10 protein-coding genes and 3 pseudogenes are annotated in these 15,918 nt (G+C 55.8%); 2 read left to right on the forward strand and 11 right to left on the reverse strand.

Annotation, left to right across the window (positions count from 1 at the left end):
- Positions 1-41: 41 nt before the first annotated feature.
- Positions 42-413 (forward strand): annotated as a pseudogene (locus DYL61_RS12560) (GNAT family N-acetyltransferase); the annotation flags it as partial.
- A 326-nt stretch (positions 414-739) separates the two neighbouring features.
- Here DYL61_RS12560 and DYL61_RS12570 read toward each other — a convergent pair.
- From DYL61_RS12570 to DYL61_RS12615, 9 genes and pseudogenes are all read right to left on the reverse strand, one after another.
- Positions 740-1,789, reverse strand: coding sequence for a DNA cytosine methyltransferase (locus DYL61_RS12570; RefSeq protein ID WP_135308556.1), 1,050 nt, complete (start codon positions 1,787-1,789; stop codon positions 740-742).
- A complete protein-coding gene (locus DYL61_RS12575) occupies positions 1,786-2,166 on the reverse strand; it encodes a hypothetical protein (RefSeq protein ID WP_135308557.1) in 381 nt (126 codons plus the stop codon). The genes DYL61_RS12570 and DYL61_RS12575 overlap by 4 nt, the downstream gene beginning before the upstream one ends.
- Before the next feature lie 120 nt (positions 2,167-2,286).
- Complete coding sequence (locus DYL61_RS12580) at positions 2,287-3,882, reverse strand: sigma-54-dependent transcriptional regulator (RefSeq protein WP_135308566.1); 1,596 nt, start codon at positions 3,880-3,882, stop codon at positions 2,287-2,289.
- Entirely contained in the window at positions 3,879-5,396 is a 1,518-nt protein-coding gene (locus DYL61_RS12585; protein ID WP_135308558.1) for a phospholipase D-like domain-containing protein, read from the reverse strand. Before DYL61_RS12585 ends, DYL61_RS12580 begins: the two co-directional genes overlap by 4 nt.
- 3 nt (positions 5,397-5,399) lie before the next feature.
- Complete coding sequence (locus tag DYL61_RS12590; protein ID WP_135308559.1) at positions 5,400-6,566, reverse strand: hypothetical protein; 1,167 nt, start codon at positions 6,564-6,566, stop codon at positions 5,400-5,402.
- Positions 6,563-9,262, reverse strand: coding sequence for an AAA domain-containing protein (locus DYL61_RS12595; protein ID WP_135308560.1), 2,700 nt, complete (start codon positions 9,260-9,262; stop codon positions 6,563-6,565). The genes DYL61_RS12590 and DYL61_RS12595 overlap by 4 nt, the downstream gene beginning before the upstream one ends.
- A 579-nt stretch (positions 9,263-9,841) precedes the next feature.
- A pseudogene (locus DYL61_RS12600) lies at positions 9,842-10,354 on the reverse strand (IS21 family transposase); the annotation flags it as partial.
- Between the two features lie 53 nt (positions 10,355-10,407).
- Positions 10,408-10,851 (reverse strand): hypothetical protein, encoded by a 444-nt coding sequence (locus DYL61_RS12605; protein ID WP_135308561.1) that lies wholly within the window; start codon positions 10,849-10,851, stop codon positions 10,408-10,410.
- A gap of 510 nt (positions 10,852-11,361) precedes the next feature.
- The gene (locus DYL61_RS12615; protein ID WP_238704559.1) at positions 11,362-11,889 is read right to left on the reverse strand and encodes a hypothetical protein; all 528 of its coding nucleotides are present in this window, start codon (positions 11,887-11,889) and stop codon (positions 11,362-11,364) included.
- A gap of 85 nt (positions 11,890-11,974) precedes the next feature.
- On the opposite strand from DYL61_RS12615, the gene DYL61_RS12620 reads away from it, so the two are divergent.
- Positions 11,975-12,280 (forward strand): helix-turn-helix domain-containing protein, encoded by a 306-nt coding sequence (locus tag DYL61_RS12620; RefSeq protein WP_135308563.1) that lies wholly within the window; start codon positions 11,975-11,977, stop codon positions 12,278-12,280.
- Positions 12,281-12,373: 93 nt separating this feature from the next.
- On the opposite strand, the pseudogene DYL61_RS12625 reads toward DYL61_RS12620, so the two are convergent.
- Both DYL61_RS12625 and DYL61_RS12630 read right to left on the reverse strand, forming a co-directional pair.
- Positions 12,374-12,808 (reverse strand): annotated as a pseudogene (locus DYL61_RS12625) (MBL fold metallo-hydrolase); the annotation flags it as partial.
- Positions 12,809-12,920: 112 nt separating this feature from the next.
- Positions 12,921-15,650 carry a winged helix-turn-helix domain-containing protein gene (locus tag DYL61_RS12630; protein WP_135308564.1) on the reverse strand — a complete coding sequence of 910 codons (2,730 nt, stop codon included), beginning with the start codon at positions 15,648-15,650 and terminating at the stop codon, positions 12,921-12,923.
- Positions 15,651-15,918 lie beyond the last annotated feature (268 nt).

Below are 15,918 nucleotides of genomic sequence, written 5' to 3' on the forward strand. Positions count from 1 at the left end.
AAGCGACGGCATCAGGAAGGTGTGTTGCCCGGACGGTTACAGCTCAGCTGTCTAACGCTATTGCTCAACGATTCGACTCGACGGTTGTCGAGACCGAGAACAGCGTCGTCGGCTTTGCTAACTTTCAACGGGCTAAAACGGGTGGGGTGTGCTGTATCGGCAATGTCATCGTTGCCCAAGAGGCACGAGGAAAGGGGGTGGCGACCTTCATCGTGGAGACGATGACAGCTCTGGCGTTCGACCACTACGACGCCACAGAGGTGCAGATCTCGTGCTTCAACGAAAATACAGCAGGCTTGCTGCTTTATCCAAAACTGGGCTTCTTACCATTTGCCGTCGAAGAGCGAATTTCCCAAGATAGTCGTAGATCAGCACTCATCCATATGGCCCGCAGCAGAGCGGCCCGACCATAACTCATATTGAAAGCCCGCTTAATGCAGCTGCTTTCAGGTATTCAGTTGGTTGCTTTGGTTCAGGTGTGTCAGTGCTGAATGGGCAGCGCTGTGCAGCCTCGAGATCTAGGGGGGAATTACCGGACGCTTACTTTTTTAGCTACCCTCGCTTACCTCAAACAGGAGAGACGAACAGCGCACATGTTTGAGACTGACCCTAAATGGCGGGAAGACGATTTCGGGCTGTCCGCCAAGAATGACTTTTTCCGTGGCAGGCACTGACTGACAGCCATGGTCAGGTCGTCTATGTATGTCGCCCGGACGATTAGAGTCAGCTGGAGCAGAATTCATTGATGCAGGTGCTGCTCGTAGGCCCTGACATGGCTCATGAGGCTCTGACCAATCACTTCTCCTAGACGCACCGGTACCGCGTTGCCAATCATGCGACCCACCGCCTTGAAAGTGATTCTATCTGGAGGCATGAATTCATAGTTTCGTGGAAATGATTGAAGAATCGCCGCCTCGCGCAGGGAAAGCGCTCTCGCTTGCTCATAGTGACCAAAACGACCATTTCCGAAACCGTAGCAAAGGGTGGTCATTGTGGGGCTAGGCTTATTCCTACTCATCCTACCGTAGACGCTAGCGTAAGTCTTGCCGCTAGGTTTGCGGTGGCAATCAGCAACTAGGTGAGGCGGCCAATCCCGCCATGTACCGCCTTCACGGGAGTTGAGGATTCTTTGCAAATTGATAGGGGTGAGTGTAGCTGCGCGATGCATAGGATCATGCGGGTCGCAGTCGCCTGCAGCAATTCTGGGCAAGTCACCTATCATTTCCTGAACGGAGACTGGTGCATCCCTGTGAGTCGGCTCAATTAGCTTGATAGGGCCGAGTTTTGAGGCCAGAAGCACGTGACGCCTGCGTAGCTGAGGCAGACCATATTCAACACATGCCACGGGCTCGGCCCAAACCTTATAACCCTGAGTTTCAAGGTTCTTCACGAAGTCATCGTAGACCTCATGTTTTGTCACATCCGGTACATTTTCCATGGTCACAAGTTCCGGCTGCAACTCCCTAATCAACCGTGCGAAGTGGTACAGAAGCGGCCACTTGCTGTCAGCGCTCGTGTCCCTCCCCTGATTATAGGTTGAGAAGGGCTGGCATGGCGCGCAGCCTGCGAGCAGGCGGTAGCGCCCATCGACTCGTGGATACCAAGCTTCAAGCTGTTCTTTGGATAGGCTTTTAACGTCCTGATCAACGAAAACGGCCTGGTTGTTCACTTCGTAGGCGTGCCTACACTGTGCCTCAATATCGTAGCCAGCATGTACTTCGATACCGGCTTGTCGCATGCCCGCAGTCAGGCCGCCAGCACCACAGAAGAGGTCAACTGCATCAATCATTGGTCTGTCTTCTTTTGGGCGAAACGCATTTTATGTACTTTTTGCTGCAAGTCGAGCTTCGTCTCCTTCGGGTAAGCCCACCCATCTTGGATGCGGAACATAACTTCGTCTTTCAAAAGGACTTGTTCTGGGTACTCGGTGATTCGGTAGCCCAAAAAACTTGTGACCTCTAGCTCCAAATATTCAATGATCTCTACTTCCCAAGCGAAGAGCCCGTGCTGGGTTTCAATCGAGAAAGGTATGATCGTCTTGGCCCAATCGTTACCAGAGCGTTCACCGTCAACGCTTTCGTGTTGCTCGATGCCTTCGGCCATAATTGGGTACTGCTCTCCGCCGTTTAGGTAGCTGCCATCAGAACAGATCTCAATCCAATACATTTTTGAATCATCCTTGGTTCTCGTTGTGAGCGATGATCGATCACATGGCGCGTTACGTCAATTGCCAATCTCGACCTCAACGGTGCCAGCAATCTTGTACATGGTGCTATGCGTGGCTGATCATTTGTCAGACTCTTTGTCTAGCAGCGTTTCGAGTCTGTTTTCGAAGGTCTTGCGTGGCAGACCCAACAGTTTCGCAGCTTCTGTTTTGCTGTTCCCAGTTCTTTGCAGAGCTGCGCGGAACCAGGCTAATTCCTGGGTCGCTAACCTGACTCGGATATTGACGGGCAACTGAAGTGTTAGCGAGGTGAGGTCAATCTCATGCTCAATTGAGGAACTCTGCTCGGGGAGCGCCGAAGTTGCTTGGTTCAATACCTCATCCTGATCACATCCGGCTGCAAGGGCGGCGAGCAGGTGAAAGGCTACACGTTGTAAGTCCCGAAAATTGCCTGGTAGGGTGTGTTTCTGCAACTGTCGCAACAGGGCCGGGTGGTCGGAGTATTGGCGCCAGCCTTCCACAGAAATGCCGACTGACTTGACCGCGCTTTCAAGAGTTTTAGCCCAGAAGTGAGGGATATCCTCTATGCACTCCCTCAGTGCAGGAACTCGCAAGATGAAGGTGCCGACTCGGTCAAAAAAATCCGGGTCAAGCAGTTCAGCCTGCAATCGACCCAGGCTGCAATTGGTCGCACAAATCAGGCGAAAGTTGGAATGTTGCGTTTGTGTTCCACCAATGCGTTGGAAGCCTCTTCCTTCTAAAGCCGCCATGAGCATGCGCTGAGTGTCACGATCAAGGTCTGCAATTTCGTCGAAGAATAGAGAGTCACCATTGGCCTGTTCAAGAAGCCCCTTGTGCAACTCTACGGCCCCTGTGAAAGCACCTTTTTCGTAGCCGAACAGCTTGGCTTGAGCCAGTTGCGGATTGACCCGGAACTGACCGCACACCACGGAGGGCCAATCCTTTACATCATCCTTCTGAAATTGGCTCATGGCTCGCAAAAGATTTGCCAGCGTGGTCTTTCCGGTTCCGCGCTCGCCCAGCAGCAACACTGGGACGCGCAAGGGCGCCCAGCGTTGAAGTAACTTCATCGCTTCTTGCAGAGCCGGGCTTTGTGCTCGCAATGGCTCAATGTTGTGCCCAGCATCGTCAATACCCGCGTGACCGGGCTGCGTCCTACGGTAGCGTTGAAGCCAAGTGTCGAGTTTGAAGGTCGTCACCTGTACCAGCGATTCGTATTTCTGCGCTTGGTCCTCCTTACGAGTCTGAATCAATTGCAGGGGGCCCTCCACGGCCCCAGTCGATCCTAGAGCCAGCCATACGGCGTGGCTGGCGGGAGTGCCTGGAGACAGATGCAAAGTAATCAACGCCTCGGGATGTTTTGTACGGACCTGCCACAGCGCTTTCAGAGCGAAGTCGTAAATGGCGTCATGGTCCGTGGGCGAAGCGTTGGTGTCCCACTGGATGTCTATGATTTTTAGGTCTTTGGGGAACACCTTTTCGATGTCTTGCCGGGTTCTCTCCAGCGCCTTTTGGCCTGAGTCATTGTCTGGCGCGTTACGCCAGCACAGGTATACGCAGTCGAAACGTTGAGAGAGAGGCCACAACGAGCGAGGCCAAGAGGCGGGTCGTAACGCTGTGACGATCGGCGCTCCACCGTGGTTCATGCTGATCCAACTGAGCAGCACTTGAGGGAGCTTGCGTGCTGGCCGGCTCATACGCGCTCCAGTACTAGACGTGCGCCCAGTTGTTGCGCGAGGTCACGGACCCGTTCTTGCTCTTGTGTGCGACCCACAACAATGTATTTGGCGCCTTTGTGCTGGTAGACCGGGACGGTGGAAGGCTGTGATACGAGACCCGCGGTCTTAGACTCGCCTTTGTGCGGCGGCTTGATCTCAGTGGCGCCCTGTGGGAGGCGTGGCGCCTTGACGTTCCAGACAAGGCCTACCTTTTGCGCCAGTTCGCCGGGGGCATCGGTAGGTTGCACTTGAGGGCCAGGTGTACTTTCTAGGCTCAGTGCGTCATGTGCTTCGACGTCTGCCAATTTTTGTTCAAGGTAATCTACGACGCGTACAATTCCGTCCCGCACGCCTTTATCAGCGGGGCAGAAATCACCAAGGTGTTCACCGCGGGTAGCGTTAGCCCTGTACATCCAGGGGAAACAAGCTATCCACTCACGCAGGCTTCGCTCCACGGCTGCTGCGGGCTCGGGCGCAAGTTTGACCCCGACCTCAAAGCCCTCGTCAAGACCAAAGGCATCGAAGTTGGCTGTCATGACCAAGGCCTCCCCGTCGGCGACCAACGCCTTGGCGTGCAGCTTGTCATGGGCCAGCACCTGGATGCCAGCAGCGGCCAGCTTCGCCACTGCGTTGGCGACAGCCGGACGGGGGCGCGTCAACAGACTTACGCGTACACCACGGTTTGCTGCCAGAATTAATTCGTCAATCACGATGTGGTCTGCATCAAGCCCATAACTACTGGCCAGAATTTCATACTGGGCACTGCGAATCATGGTGATAACGGCCTCGCGAAGGTCGAAGCTACCCTGCAGAGTTGCAAGGACCTGATCGTGGCCCGGGCGCCGGGGCACCGCTGGCGGTCCCTTGATCTCCACTAGCCGGTTGGCGCCGTGCAATTCGCGCCGGGCTTCGCACCAGAATGCCCAGTTGAAGCATTCGGCCAGGGCGCGCGCGTTGTTTTCCTCTAACTGCACGCCCAGTTCGATGCTCTCTTGCAGGGCTTTGTTGAGGTTGGCGGTGGACAGCCATGCCCGGGGCGCCTTGTGTGCAAGGGCGTCAATCACTAAGAATTTGGCATGAACATGTTCAGCCGAGCGTAGGCGTACTTTGCCGGCAAGCCGGGCGAGCAGTGCTTTATGTTGCTCGACCATACGTTTGCCGAAGTCATCTTCGTCACGGATCAGGCTGTCCAGTCTTTGCTCGGAAGCAGTGAGTATGTAGACGCGCACACCCCGCTCAGACGCTTGGATCAATGCGTCTGCCAGCGGTGTGTCTGCAAGCAGGAATGAGCACAGCAGTACATGCTCGCTTGCCTGTTCGATGGCCTGAACCAGAGTGTCACGAAACTGCAGGTTTGCGCCGGTACGCCAGACATGGGATGACACTTGCTCGCGTTGCTCGGGAAGAGTGGGGGCACGGCGCAGCCAGCCCGGGCCGAGAGGTTCATGGGTTCGGTCGACGACGGTCTGGCAGTGAAGGGAGTCGATGATCATGAGTTAGCTCCAGAGTCCGAGGTCATAGGGGGCAAGTAGGTAAGGGCTACGAGTGTCGCGTTTGCCATGGAGTGCCTTGGCAAGTAGCTCGTTGGGCGTGGCCAACTTCAGGTCGTGGTAGAGAAACTGCGAGCGTATGTCATCCCCCATCTGATCCAGATCCGCGGGTGTGACATCGTCTTGGATCGCATCCCATTGCAGCCATTTTGCCCATTCATTAGCTTCGGTATCGGAGGCCGGTACGAGTGGGACAGCACTGAGTACCGTGGGATTGAATGTGCCGATGTACCCACGTCTCCACTCAGGTATAGCCAGATCACGCGTGAACTGTTTGCGTTCAATGGGGCTCAAGTCGGCCAGTGTTGCCGGAAGGACGAGATGGCCTGTGTAGTCATGCCACTGGTCCAGTTCTGTGATGTCAGCCTGACTGGCGAATGCTGCCAGTAGCTTCCATAGGTGCTCGTAGCTGTCGGCGACTTTCGTTGAGGGAGGCAGTGATGCGTCAATCTTCTGCTTGTCTTTTTTGCCGATGCCTATCAAGTCCCCTGTCAGCTTGATCAGAGGGGGGCCGTCAGGCGTCCATTCGTAGGCCAACTCAAGTGTGCAGTCACGGACGTTGATCCCAAGGGAGGGTAACTCCCGGATTTGCTGCAGCTGACCGTCGACGATTGATGGGGCTGCCGTGCTGCGCTTGCAGGCCTTGAGCAGATCAGGCAACGGGCATGCACGCTGCGGCCCGGTTTTTTCTGCCTTCTTGCGGTTGTCGTCACGCGATTTGTGGGCGCTGTCAGTTTCCAGACGATGTGCATGTAGCAAACTGTGAGGAATGAGCCGATCATTGGTCAGATAAAAACGCCAGACACCTTCCTCAGGTACCAGCACCTGGCCTACTTGCAGCGCCTGTTCACCCGCAATGGAAAGTTGGGCATAACCCTCCTGTTCCACGCTTTCGAGCAGGCCCAGATCAAGGCTGCGTTTAAGGACTAGGCGAACCATGGCTTCCGGGCAGTTACGTAGTAGTTCGTGGTGAATGTCTTGTGCATTGATCGGCCTTCCGAAGTCGGCTGCCAGTTGCGCAATGGCGAGGAACTCAGGGCGTTGGCGACCCACCGCCACCGTAGCTTGGGATTCAAAGCATTTCACACTAATAGAGCGTTTGAGCTGGATCATGGGGTGTCCCATCCGAGATTCTTGGCGTAGTGGGTCGATGCAGCAAGGTTGCGCAGCAGTACAGAACGACAGCTTTTGGAGTTCATCCAGAAGCGATGACCGATCAGTACCAGTTGGTAACGGGCACGCGTGAGAGCGACATTTAGGCGATTTGGGCTATTGAGAAAGCCGGCCGAGCCGGATTTTACGAAAGACAGAAGCACCAGATCGGCTTCGTGGCCTTGGAATCGATCGACAGTACACAGAGAGACTTCGATCCGACCGTTTCCCAAGCTGAACTGTCGAGTGTTTGCGTGCTGTTTACTCATAGCCTGGAGGCGTACACGTAATTCATGTTCCTGGCCCTTATAGAAAGTAAGGACAGCTACTTTCCAAGGCTTCCCGGAGTCTTTTCCGGTGCGTGGTTCGTGCTCAGCCCACTGGATGAATTGATTCAGTTCGTTGATGAGTTGGTCTGCCTCTGCCGGGTTGCGATTGCCCTGTGTGCGCCCGCCTTTTTTCTGCTGGCGGGGCGCGATGTCTAGCCAAGCCGCACGACGCGTGTAGTGCTTGTAGTTCCAGTCTCGCTCCAGACTGCTGGAGTCATTGAGCAAATTGTCCTCGGCATAAAATTGGTCCCGTGGGAACGCAGAGATGTCCGGATGCATTCGGTGTTGGAATGTCAGCGATACACTGCGTGATTCCAGTGCTTGTGGTGGTAAGCCGTGGGTCAGTACCGTTTGCTGATCCCAGTCAGGCAGACAACCTGCGCCAACCTGAAGGATTTCCAGAATCGACGTCATGGCCACGCGGCGCATCTGTTCGAGGTTCTCACCCAGGCTTGGAGTACGTTGCTGTGCCGTTGTCCCTTTTGGGAGTAAGGCATGGAGTTCGCCAAGCAGATGTTTTTGCTCCTCAGGGTTCTGGCGAAGCTCATAGGCCCGGATCTGGCGCCAGGCCACTTCATCAGCCCAACTGAGAGCTTCTTGGAGTGTTTCAGGAGCTTGCGGGTAGCTACTACGATGGGCTTCCCAGTCGGGCATCTGTGGCAGTACGGCGTTGCTTGGGATCAGGTCACCAGGCAGCCGGTGTTCCCACGCTTGCAGGGTTTTGCCGCTGGCACAGACGAGGTGGGCTCCGGCCAGCTCGAAGCATGGAAGCGACATGTCGCGGGTATCGAGATCGACCGCTGGCACGTCGCGCGCATTGGCTTCTTCGACCATCAGTTGTCGTTGTTCTGGCGATTCGAGGAGCATCACCGTATTGCTGCTATTTTTGCTGACTGATGTCGATGCGCGAAACCCATACATCGCAGCGTTTGCCACATCCTGAGACAGCAGGTTGCGAACATTCACCGCCAAGTCTGTTTCGTCGACGAAGGGTGACAGTTGGCGGCGATCACCCACTATCACCCAACGACGCGCATAAAGCGCAGGCACCAGAAATTCGCTGAAGGTGGTTTTCGATGCCTCATCCAGAATGAGGTAATCAAAGGGTTCCAGGCCTAGCTTCTGCTTGAGGCTCGGATGCTGCAGAATGCCAATTGTAGTCGAACAGACCAGATTGGAAGAATCCAGCATCATGCTGGCCAGCGTTGAATCTTTTTCACCGCGCAGGGCTTCGCCGAGCATAGCGCGACTGTTTACGCCAAGGTGGGTACCTGCTCCTGGTTCGTCCAGGAAATCGAGAATCTCTCCCTTGCAGGTTCGTACCAGTCGATTCAAGGCCCATGGCCGAACAGCTGTCGATGCAATGTTGTCCTCATCGCCGATGCGCAAGGGCATGACCCACTTCTGATCTGCCTTGTCTTGCCATTCAATGAGGCTCTCAAGCACGTTATCGACCGCGACATGGGTGGATGCGACCAACAGCACGCGCTTGCCTTCGCGTGTGAGTTGCAGAATCAGCTCGCAGATTGCTGTGGTCTTGCCTGACCCTGGAGGGCCTTCCAGTACGGCGTAGTCTGGAGTCCCAAGGGCGCGTTTGACGAAGACGCGTTGTTCCGCCGTACCGTCGCGAAGGGTGCCATCTTCTGTGGGGCGCAGGAAAAACCAACCATCCTCGACCATCTCGCGGGGGGTGGGGCTTTCCCAGTCGGCCCGGGTAGAGGCTAGCCGCACGAGTGCACCCAAGCGCGGCGACGGATAGCTTTCCAGGTGTTCAAGAGCGTTTTTCTGACAAACCAAAGGCCATGTATTGGCTTTGAGATAAATGAGTGCATGAGCCGATTCGTCGCCATTCTCAAGCGCGCGAGGAAGGCGTTCAACCTGAAGAGCCTGTTGCTCATGGATCCGGTCCAGCACAGCGATTTTGTTGCGCTTGTCCCAGATCAGTTCCCGCCGACGCCGTTGAGGCTCGCGTTCTTGGATTTCCCGAGCGTCAAGAAACGCGTCATAGGTAGAGTCAGGCTCTTCTTCGAAACCAGGGCGAGGTTCCAAGATGATCCATTCACCGACGTGACTGTCGCTGCATTCGATACGATCACGGCGCCGTTTGGATTTATTATGGGAAACCTGCCGTTTGGAGGTGCGCTGCTTAATTACGTTGAGCTCCTCCACGCTGGGTAAACGCCAGGCAAGGATGGGTGAGCGTTGCTCGGCGGCGTTGATAGCCGTGGCGATGTAACGACGGTAAGGGGTCCACTGGGCCAGCGTTTGTTTAAGCGCGCTGTCCCATTTTCCTATACCGGATAGTGACATGTAGCAGTGGTTGGCCATGGGGCGACTCCTTTAGTGAGGCAGATCTTCCTTAGCGTCTCTCGTGCCAGTTGATTAAATATTTTAAGTTGTTGATTTATATATTATTTATTTTTTGATTATTTTTTAATTTGGCCATATTTGGCCATACATTGGCAGTATTTGGCCTTTTTGAAGAGTTTTCGGTCTCTGCCATGCTTAGGGGATCTGAGGCGTTTTAATTTGAGGTCTACTGGTCAACGTCTGCTATCAGTAATGGTCTACCCGACCGTCTGGCGCTCATGCGCTCAATGACTTTCTTTTTCGCGTCTGTAAGACGCAGATTCTGTTACCCACAATCCGCTCAGAAGACTCACTAAACCTCTCCTGCCGCGACTCGTTGGAGCATTGGAAATCCTCCTGTAGCCATGCTGTGGGGTGGGGAGTGCTTGGTCGGATTTTTGGTGGCATTTTGCCGGAGATCGCTGATAAACCACCTATGTAAAATTAACTGCCGATCACTGCTACCGATCTGTTGCGTTGCAGGGAAATGAGGTGACGACCGGACAGCTGCGTATGCACCATTCGATTGCGAGCTCAAATTGATTCCTCGCGACGGATATCAAACAGCATCTCGTGGCCTTGACTGGGGTACGCAACCAACCAGAACGCGCGACTGGCGCACAGCCTCATGTGGGAGACCTGGATACGTCGAAACAGGCCACCGATCAGAAGACTCTCTTCGCTCCAGTCAAATTGAAACGCCTCGCCGAGGGCAAAAGTCAGCGGCACAAAATCGCGTAAAGACTTGCCTTGCTCACCTCGCCAAGAACGCACGAACGCCGTGAGCTGGCTGTAGCCGCCGTCGTAACCCTCGGCCTTGATCTGCTCGAAAAGCGCTTTGGCGCTCCTGCGGTTGTGTTTTGGCCGGAACGAATCGGCCTTGAGCGCCTGTTCCAGCGTCTCGTGGAAAGGGCTGAGTTTGTTGAAGGTTGCGCACCGTTGGTACGCCGGCTGAGTGGCTTCGGGCGCTCTGACCCATTTTCGGATGGTGTTTCTAGAAAGCCCGGTACGCTTGGCTATCAACGAGGTGAATTTCCCATCTCCCAGAAAGACGATGAAGTTGAGCAAGATATGTTGGGCAGACGTTTACAATAATACGGCCTGAAATCGAATTCAGTCGGCGTTCAGCCATGAAATATCCTGCAAACCTCGTCTTTTGCAGCATCCACCACAGATTCAGGAAAGTCTTTGAGAACTTCTTTGGGGGGCTTGCCGGCTAGCATTGAATTTGAGGAGCCAAACCAGAAGGCCATTCCCCAGCCATCCTTCTTGCTCTCTAAAATAGCTACGACCTCAGCCAGATCAGCCAGCGGCCTGTAGCCAGTCAAGGGATCCAGCCCATAGGCGGGGAAGTAATCGACCCCCTCATGGCGCAAGGCAAAAATCCTCCCGGCACGCTTCCATTTGTTGGGTTGCGAACGAGCATTGGTTGTCTTGAGCTGGGCAAGCTCCGCAACCTCCTGAGCAGTCAGCCAATCACCAGAGTTCAAGATCCGAGTTTTACCCATGGCGAGCATCTTCGCTTCACGCAGTAGGGAGGGGCGGACAGGTTTCTGAGGTATCAGCATGCTTACCAGTCCTGAAATTTTGTCTCGGGCAAGAGCTTCAGTTGAGCATTGAAGAATTGGGCCATCAGATCAATCCCAACGAGGAATGCTGTAGCGTCTGTTATCACGGGTTAGGGCTGAATATATAAAGTCCAAGCTAATCCTGCGAGGACCTTCGCGCAATGGCCGTTGGTAAGCTTATCTAAATAAACATTCTCGCGCCTGTCATCATCCAACACGCGGCGGCTTTCCTGCTAAGCTCCCGATAGGTTCCAAATCCTGGTTGGTACTCGATACCGCATTGAGGAATCTGCTCGCGCGACCCGAAAGCTCTCCCAATACAAGACGCGCTTCTTGAGCATATATTCCAGCCATCAGCGGTTTGACGAACTTGCTTTTTTTTCGCTTATTTTTTTGTTTTCGCATGACACAGCCTCACCATTACGATTGCCTAACCATTCGCGCTTATTTTGCCTAGCTCTATTGAGGTATAACGATAAAGCACGGTATTTACATCGCAAGATAAGCATCTCAGGCAACGTCGTTTTCTTCATCGGGTAGATTCACCGCATTTACCATTGTAGTAATTACAATGGAAAGCCATGCTTGGTGAGCCATTAACTGAGAATCACACGCTCCCTCACCATTGGACGCTCCATACAGGGTTCGCCACTCGAGGACGTCTGCCAGCTCAACTAACGCGTTGTCGGTGAACAGAGCATCTGAAGCGAGACGATAGGCATAGATATCCAAGGCCTCGTCATCGTGACTCCTCGACCTTACTCTTGCAAAGTCTAAAACTGCTTCCACAGTCCAGCGTTTTGAACCATTGAGCTGCGGTGGAATCGCAAACTGCACACCGACGATCGCCTGCTCAGCGTAGGGGCGATCCAATTCGTTGAATAGGTCGGCAAGAGCTTGTCCGGAAGAACACTTAACCATCTCCACGGTTTGGTCGGGCTCATTGAGATTCAAGACGGCAACGATGAGCATCGTCGATGGGAGACGACTATCACTCTCGGCAGCCAAACAGTTTGTGGCGAATGAATGCTGGAACATAGATTTCGATCCTAAATGAACACTATAGATTGTAGCCCTATAGTATTCAAAAAGGCTTCATCGTTCCTTTTGAAAGGTCATTCAAATGGAACTGAAGAACGCCTTCGCCATAGCTTTGCGCAAGACCAGGCTTCAGAGAGCATTGACTCAAGAAGACTTCGGGATCATTAGCAGTAGGACGTACTTAAGCACCTTGGAAAGAGGGCTGCGAAACGTCACCCTTGAAAAAGCTTCAGAGCTTGCGGGAAGAATGGGGGTGCACCCATTAAGCCTACTTGTCCAGACATTCTTGATAGCCGAACCCGGAACTGACTTTGATTCACTTTTTAAGCGCATCCGCCATGAGATTGATGCAGATCCACATGTTAGTGCCGCCCCACAGGATTCTTGAGCCTTCAAGTCTCCTCTGGCATCTACACCTAGGATGAGAGCGATACAATCCACCCTGCTCATTTTTCGTTAAAAACGCTTGACTACATTAGGCAAACCAGAAGCTCATCGACCCCGGTGTATGCCCCGGCGTGTGCAACGCCACGCCGCAACCACACGCCAACTCTTCTTCATCTTCCAGCCAGCGATCGGGCGACGGCACCGGTGTGTAGGGCACACGAAACATCTGGCATTGCATTTCCAGGTTATCCCAGAGGAATTGATCTTCCTTGTGCAGGTGCAAGGTGGCGCCGGTCTTCTCCTTCAACTGGCCGGACGCCAGGAAGTGATCGAGATGAGCATGGGTGTGGATGATGCTCACCACCTTGAGGCCCAACGCCTCCAGCCGCGCGAGAATCAGTTCGTGGTTGCCACCGGGGTCGACCACGATGGCTTTTTTGGTAATGGGATCGCCGATGATGGTGCAGTTGCACTGCAGGGGGCCGACGGGGAAGGTTTCGCGGATAAGGGTCGGTGCTGGGGCATTCATGGGAGGCCTCTGGTGCAAGTGAAACGGCATTTTTGAGCGGATATCGCCAGAATAATTGCACTATTAAAACAGATCGGGCTCCCACCCTGGCTTGCCCCGAGCCAAGCGAGCCCTAACCAATCAACCGCAACTCCTGCGCCCGCGCCACCGCTTGCGTGCGACGTTCCACCCCCAGCTTGCTGTTGATATGGCTGGCATGCGTCTTCACGGTGTGCAGGGAGATAAACAGTCGGTTGCTGATTTCCTGGTTGGAACAGCCTTGGGCGATCAATTGCAGCACCGCCAGCTCACGGACGCTCAGGCTTTCGTGTGTGGCCGTGGCCTGCGGCACCGCGACGGCCGGCAGCAGTGCCAGCAGGCTCTGGTTCAACAGGCCATGAGGGTCTTTGCCCAACTGCTCGCGCATCCAGTCGGGGTGATTGTCCAGCAGCCGCTGGAAGGGTTGCAGCGCGCCACCCGCGCCCGCCGCCAAGGCGCGAGCAATGATCGGTCGCGCCTTGGCTTCATGGCCACTGTCGAGCAACAGTTGCGCTTGTTGGGTCAGGGCCATGAGGGCGATCATCTGACGCCCGTTGTCGTGGGCCTGCTGCGCCAGCTCGTCCAGACGGTGCAGTGCGGCAACGGGCTGATGGCGCGTGGCGTCCAGTGCGGCCTGTTGCAGGCCGATATGTTGCGGCAGGTGCGGATGAAATTCCGGCGCGGCAGCAGCGTGTTCACCGTTGTAGGTCTGGCCCAGACGGGTGAGCCAAGCGTCCGCCAGGTCGGTGCGGCCCTGGGCCAGCCACAGTTCGCACTTGATCAGGGTGATCATCGCCAGGTAGTAGATCGGCGGCACGTCCCAAATGTGCATCAGGCGCTCGGCCTCGGCCAGTTCGGCGAAGGCCTTGGGGAAGTCCTGGCGTCGCCCTTCGAAGTTGGCGATCACGCAATGGCCGATCAACACGCTGATATCGCGGCAGGCGCGGGCTTCGGCCAAGCCTGCGCGCAAACGCGCCAGGCCGGCTTCGGGCTGGCACCGCACCAGCAGCAGGTAACCTTCGTACAGCGACAAGCGTGCGCGCACCGCGTACAGCCGCTGCGGCGCCAGGCCATGCAGGCGTTGCAGGCCTTGGCGCACCTCGTCCAACGACCGCAGGATCTCGCCGCGTGCTTGCAACACCCGTGCACGGTCGTAATGGGCCAAGGCTTCAAACAAGGGATTGCCGACGCGTTGCGCCAACTCCAGGGATTCACGGTTCAAGCCACGGGCACGCCACAAATCGGCATCGACAATGGCGAGATTGGAGAGCGTCGACAAACACATCAGCCGTTGCCCATAGCGCTTTTGCGGCAGGCTCTCCAGCGCTTCGCTGCAATAGCGCTGGGTCAGTTCGCGATCACCTCGACCCCTGGCGATAATCCCGCTCAGCGCCAACCACTGGGCGAGCATCGATTTTTGCGCCGTCGCCGACGGTGCCGGCAGGAAGCGGCTGAGGTAGCTCGACAGTTCTTCCGCCGCATCCAGCTGACAGGCCATGCCCAGCGCCCAGCTATACAGCACGATCAAACGCGGCGTGCTGATCAACAGGCTGTCGGGCAGGTCCATTTTCCAGCGCAGCAGCATGCCGACATTCTGCTCGGCCAGCAGCTGCTCTTCGGACAGGTTCTGCACCAGGTTGGCCGCCACATCCAAATGGCCGGCGCGCAGTGCCTGCTCAACCGCCTCGTCAATCAGGCCCTGGGCGTTGAACCAACGGCACGCCCGCAGGTGCAGGCTGGCGGTCGGCAATACGTTACTGCTGGCCCGTCGGGTGCGCAGCAAATCGGAAAACAAATGGTGATAACGGTACCAGTGCCCCTGCTCGTCCAGCGGCACCAGGAATACCTGGTGAGCCTGTAGGAAACGCAGGATTTCGGCGCTGTCGTGGGCTTCACGCACGCCATCGCACAGTTCGCTGCAAAAGCGCTCCAGCGGTGCGGTATCGAACAGGAACGCCTGCACCTCGCTCGGCAGGCAGTCGATCACTTCTTCGAGCAGGTAATCGCGGATGAGTCCTTCACCACCGTGCAGGCTTTGCGGCAAGGCGTCTTCGTTGCCCGCCTCGGAAGCGGCCAGCAACCAGAAACGCAGGCCGGCCACCCAGCCTTCGCTGCGTCGGATCAAGTTGTCGAGCGCCTCACCGCGCAATGAGTTGCTATGGCGATCCAGCACCGCCAGGGACTCATCATGGGTCAGTCGCAGGTCTTGCTCGTGCAGCTCCAACAGGTGCCGCGACAGGCGCAACCGCGCCAGATGCCAGTCCGGGCGCTGGCGGCTGGTGACCAACACCACCAGGCCATCGGGCAAATGATTGAGGAAAAATTGCAGGCAACGGTCCAGCACCGGGCCTTGGGCCAGATGGTAGTCATCCAGCACCAACATCAGCGGCGTGCGGGTGGACAGGTGCACGGACAGCTCGTCGAGCAGGCCATCGAGCCACTCTTCAAAGGCGAAGGGTTGATGGCGCTGGCGCATTTTGAGCAGACCCAGGGATTGGGCGCCGAGCTGTGGAAAGAATTGTTGCAGACCATCCAAAAGACGTTCGAGGAAGCGACCGGGGTCGTTATCCCGCGCACTCAGGCCCAGCCAAAGGCTTTGCCAATGCGCCGGCAGGTCCTGGCAGAACTCCACCGCCAACGAACTCTTGCCAAACCCTGCCGGTGCGCTGACCAACAACAATCGCCCGTCCAACCCGGCACTCAGCCGTTGGCACAGCCGCGGTCGCAACACATAGCCGTCAGGCAGCGGTGGTCTGTAGAAGCGACCTTCCAGGGTCGGGATTACCGCGCTGGCAGGCCCTTGGATTCGGGACAGATCAGTCATCGCCGGGCTCTTGTAGAAGGCTGTTGTCGGCATTACAGATGTCCGCAGACTAGCGGTAAAAGCGGCGGGATTGTAGATCTTTGCAACAAATGACTGAAAAAGAACTGAGACAAAAAATGTGGAATCAGGGGCAAGCACATTTTTGTAGTGAGCGGGCTTGTCCCGCGCTGGGGGGCGAAGCCGCCCCAAATCCATCCACCGCGGTCTGTCCGAAGCACCGCGGCACCAGGGTTTAGGGCGGCTTCGCCACCAGCGCGGAGCAACACCG

The sequence above is a fragment of the Pseudomonas nabeulensis genome (genome assembly GCF_004682045.1).
In the GTDB taxonomy this organism is placed as follows: Bacteria; Pseudomonadota; Gammaproteobacteria; order Pseudomonadales; family Pseudomonadaceae; genus Aquipseudomonas; species Aquipseudomonas nabeulensis.